This is a genomic window from Rhodobaculum claviforme (assembly GCF_016653255.1).
GTDB lineage: Bacteria > Pseudomonadota > Alphaproteobacteria > Rhodobacterales > Rhodobacteraceae > Rhodobaculum > Rhodobaculum claviforme.
The window spans coordinates 1-4,608 of the sequence record NZ_NHSD01000077.1 but is presented as its reverse complement, the minus strand read 5'-3'; the positions used below and the strand labels follow the sequence as shown (position 1 = coordinate 4,608).

Below are 4,608 nucleotides of genomic sequence, written 5' to 3'. Positions count from 1 at the left end.
ACGCCAGATACGCCAGCAGGCTGGGATGGCGCGGCAGCCCCCGCAGGCTGCGCCCCAGCCCCACCAGCCCCGCGCGCACCGCCCCCGGCGCACGGCGCACACGATCATGCTCCGGGATCATCAGGAACAGCGGCAGCACGAACACCACATACCACAGCGCGGTGAAGGGGCCGACGGCGCGCGTCCCCTCGCGCGCCTCGGCATCCAGCCCGAACGGCGGCGCCAGACCGGCGAGCGTGCGCCCGTCCTCGCCCTCGGCCAGGAACACCAGCGTCAGCGCCAGCGCCACCACGCCGCCCGCATAGCCCAGCGCCCAGCCGGTGCCCGAGATCCGCCCCAACGCCCCGCGCGGGGCCAGACCGGGCAGCAGCGCATTGGCGAACACGATGCCGAATTCCAGCCCCACCATGCCGATGGCAAAGGCCACAAGGACCCACACCACCCCCTCCGTCCCCGGCGCCGCCCACCACAGCGCCCATGCCCCCACGACATAGAACACCGACCACAGCACCAGCCACGGCCGCCACCGCCCCGCGCTGTCGGCGATCGCCCCCAGCACCGGCGCTGTCAGCGCGATCCCGATGCCCGCGACCGCCAGCATCGCCCCCCACATCGCCTGCCCGCTGACCGGGTCCGGCGCCACCGACGACACGAAGTAGGGCGCAAAGATGAACGTCAGCAGCAGCGTGTTGTAGGGCTGGTTGGCCCAGTCGAACATGTACCACGCCCGGATGCGCCGCCGCTGGGGTGTGTCCATGGATGCCGCCTCCGCCTGCCGTTGGCCCTCCATGTGGCCCGCCGGACCCCGCGGTGGCAAGCCGCGCCGTGGGCGGCCAGGGCAGAGGGGCTGGCGGCGGCCCGGCATCTGTCCTATCGCAGCGCTGAATTCGGGAGGCCGCCCATGTACGTCGCCACGCTGATCACCGCCCCCGCAGGTTCCGGCCTGCCGACGGCCACCGTCGACGCCCTGCGCGCCCGCTGGTCGGGCGGCCCGGTGCGCTGGCTGGCCGAGGACCTCGCCGCCGAGATCCCGCTGGCGGACCCGCCCGCCGACGCCGCCGACCAGTGGGCCGCGTTGCAGGCCCAGGGCATCGATCTGGCGGTCCAGCCCGCGGCGAACCGGCGCAAGCGGCTGCTGCTGGCGGACATGGATTCGACCATGATCGAGCAGGAGTGCATCGACGAGCTTGCGGTGGTCGCCGGCATCGGCCCGCAGATCGCCGCCGTCACCGCCCGCGCCATGAACGGAGAGCTGGAGTTCGAAAGCGCCCTGCGCGAACGCGTCGCCCTGCTGGCCGGCCTTGATGCCGCCGTCATCGCCGAGGTGCTGGCGGAGCGCATCACCTATACCCCCGGGGGCCGGGCGCTGGTGGCCACGATGAAGGCGCACGGCGCGACCTGCGTTCTGGTGTCGGGCGGCTTCACCGCCTTCACCGGGGCGGTGGCGGCGCATCTGGGGTTCGATGCGCACCGCGCCAATCTGCTGGAGGTCGCGGACGGCCGCCTGTCCGGCAGCGTGGCCGAGCCGATCCTCGGCCGCGCCGCCAAGCGCGAGGCGTTGGAGGAGCTGTGCGCCCGCCACGCCCTGACACCCGCCGACGTGCTGGCCATCGGCGACGGGGCCAACGACCTCGACATGCTGGAGGCGGCGGGCATGGGCATCGCCATGCACGCCAAGCCGGCGGTGGCCGCGCGCGCGCGCCTGCGCATCCACCACGGCGACCTGACGGCGGCGCTGTACCTGCAGGGCTATGCCCGCGCCGACTTCGCCGCCTGAGGGCGCCCCCTTTCGCGCTGCCCCCGCTTGCGATAAGTCCCGCGCAACAATCAGAGGGATTATCGACATGGGCTACAGGGTCGTCGTCGCCGGGGCCACGGGCAATGTGGGCCGCGAAATGCTCAACATCCTCGAGGAACGGCAGTTCCCCGTGGACGAGATCGCGGTGCTCGCCTCGCGCCGCAGCCAGGGCACCGAGGTCAGCTTCGGCGACCGCACGCTGAAGTGCCAGGACATCGAACGGTTCGATTTCGCCGGCTGGGACATGGCGCTGTTCGCCATCGGCTCGGACGCAACCAAGGTCTATGCCCCGCGCGCGGCCAAGGCGGGCTGCGTGGTGATCGACAACTCGTCGCTGTATCGCATGGACCCCGACGTGCCGCTGGTGGTGCCCGAGGTCAACGCCGAGGCCGTGGACGGCTACGCAAAGAAGAACATCATCGCCAACCCCAACTGCTCCACCGCGCAGATGGTGGTGGCGCTGAAGCCGCTGCACGACCGCGCGCGGATCAAGCGGGTCGTCGTGGCGACCTACCAGTCGGTGTCGGGCGCCGGAAAGGCCGGCATGGACGAGCTGTGGGACCAGACCAAGGCCATCTACAACCCGACCTCCGAGGTGCCGCCCAAGGCGTTCCAGAAGCAGATCGCCTTCAACGTCATCCCCCAGATCGACGTCTTCATGGAGGACGGCGCCACCAAGGAAGAGTGGAAGATGGTGGTGGAGACGAAGAAGATCCTCGATCCGAAGATCAAGGTCTCGGCCACCTGCGTGCGCGTGCCGGTGTTCGTCGGCCACGCCGAGGCGCTGCACATCGAGTTCGAGGATTTCCTCGACGAGGAGGAGGCCCGCGACATCCTGCGCGAGGCCCCCGGCGTCATGGTGATCGACAAGCGCGAGCCCGGTGGCTACATCACGCCGGTCGAATGTGTGGGTGATTTTGCCACCTTCGTCAGCCGCATCCGGCAGGATTCGACGGTGGAGAACGGCCTCGCGCTGTGGTGCGTCTCCGACAACCTGCGCAAGGGCGCGGCCCTGAACGCCGTGCAGATCGCCGAGACGCTGGGCAACCGCTGCCTCAAGAAAGGCTGAAGGCCCCCCTGCAGGGGGATGGGCCGCTGCCTGGCGGGGCCTGAGGGGCTGATCCGAAGAAGGATCGGCGCCCGCCCGGCAGCGGGCCTGCGCGCGGCACCGCCCCTCGGATCGGCGCCCGACGGGGCCGCGCGACCTTCCGGGAGCAGGACCGGTGCATCGCCCGGGGTCCCTGCCCCGTGGGTCGCCTGCCCCGGCGCAGGCGGTGCCCCGGTGATCGGCCAGATAGCCGGCGTGTATCTGCATCTCCTGCCCCGGCGCAGGCGGTGCCCCGCCCGGGCGGTCGCGGGCGATTCGCCAAAGGGCGCCCGCCCGGCATGCCCCCCGCACCAGCGGTCAGGGTGTCCTTCGGGATCGGATGCGGGAATGGCCGGTCCCAGCTGCGCCCCCGGCCAACGCCACGGTCCCGCAGCGCGACGGCCATCCCCCCGTCACCGCCCGCGCGGCTCTGGCGTCGGCGCGCCCCGGGGCTTCGGTGGGGCGGTCGCCTACTGCCGCCTCATGGGACGCGCGACAGCAGCCCCCCGGGCGCGCGCAGGATGCGGCCGTCGAGCTCCAGTTCCAGCAGGCCGGGCATCACCTCGGCCACCGGAAGGCCAAGGTCCCGGATCAGCTGGTCCTCCTGCAGGGGGCTTGGCCCGAGGCGGTCGAGGATGCGGTGCGACAGCGCTCGCGGGTCCGCCGCCGCATCACCGTTCGCCCCGTCGGGCATCGCGGCGGATGTCGGCGCGGGGTCCCGCGCCATGGCCGCTGCGCGGTGTGCCGCGGACGGGGCGGCGCCGGCGCGCGGATCCGGGCCGGCTGTCGACAGGGTGCGCGGCGCGGGACGCTCCGGGGTCGGTCGGGCGTTGGCGCCCGCCGCCGCGCGACCCAGCACCGCCCGCACATCGGCCGCATCGCGCACCAGCGTCGCGCCGTCGCGGATCAGCGCGTTGCACCCCTCGGCGCGGGCGTCAAAGGGGTGGCCGGGGACCGCCATCACCTCGCGGCCCTGCTCCAGCGCGTCGGACACGGTGATCAGGCTGCCGGAGCGCTGCGCCGCCTCGATCACCACCACACCCAGCGACAGCCCCGAGATCAGCCGGTTGCGGCGCGGGAAATGCCGCGCCTGCGGCACCAGCCCCATGGGTTGCTCGGAGATCAGCAGGCCCGCCTCCTGGATCCGCGCGGCCAGCGGCGCGTTTTCGGCCGGGTAGATCACATCGACCCCACCGGCGCAGACCGCGACCGTCCCGGTGGGCAGGGCGGCGGTGTGCGCGGCGGTGTCGATCCCGCGCGCCAGCCCCGATACCACGACAAGGCCGTCGCGCCCCAACCCTTCGGCCAGCGCGCGCGCCATCCGCTGGCCCAGCGCCGAGGCGTTGCGCGCCCCCACCATCGCCACCATCGGCGCCGCCAGAACGCCCGCATCCCCGCGCGCCCAGATCAGCGGCGGCGCATCCGCGATGGCGGCCAGCGCGTCGGGATAAATGCCGTCGCCGGGGCGCAACGCGAACGCCCCGCAGGCCTGCGCGGCCTCAAGCTCGGCCTCGGCCAGTTGGATGGGACAGGGGGTGTAGCCGGTCACGCCCGCCGCACGGGCAACCCCGGGCAGGGCCGCGAGCGCGGCCCCGGCGCTGCCGTGTTCATCCAGCAGGCGGTAGAAGGTCGCCGGACCGACACGGTGGGAGCGAATGAGACGAAGCCACGACAACAGGTCCTCTTCCGCCGTGGGTGGGGTGAAGGGTGGGTGGGAAGAAAA

Annotated in this window: 4 protein-coding genes; 2 read left to right on the top strand and 2 right to left on the bottom strand. The window is 72.8% G+C overall.

Annotation, left to right across the window (positions count from 1 at the left end; genetic code table 11):
• Positions 1-757: MFS transporter (locus CCR87_RS01300; protein ID WP_201155523.1), on the bottom strand; the 757-nt coding region annotated here is incomplete at its 3' end.
• Between the two features lie 144 nt (positions 758-901).
• Here CCR87_RS01300 and serB point away from each other — a divergent pair.
• Positions 902-1,777, top strand: coding sequence for a phosphoserine phosphatase SerB (gene serB / locus CCR87_RS01295; RefSeq protein ID WP_201155522.1), 876 nt, complete (start codon positions 902-904; stop codon positions 1,775-1,777).
• A 67-nt stretch (positions 1,778-1,844) separates the two neighbouring features.
• Positions 1,845-2,867: an aspartate-semialdehyde dehydrogenase gene (locus tag CCR87_RS01290; RefSeq protein WP_201155521.1), complete on the top strand. Its 1,023-nt coding sequence runs from the start codon at positions 1,845-1,847 to the stop codon at positions 2,865-2,867.
• A gap of 499 nt (positions 2,868-3,366) precedes the next feature.
• On the opposite strand, the gene dprA is transcribed toward CCR87_RS01290, so the two are convergent.
• Positions 3,367-4,608: DNA-processing protein DprA (gene dprA, locus CCR87_RS01285; RefSeq protein WP_242511789.1), on the bottom strand; the 1,242-nt coding region annotated here is incomplete at its 5' end.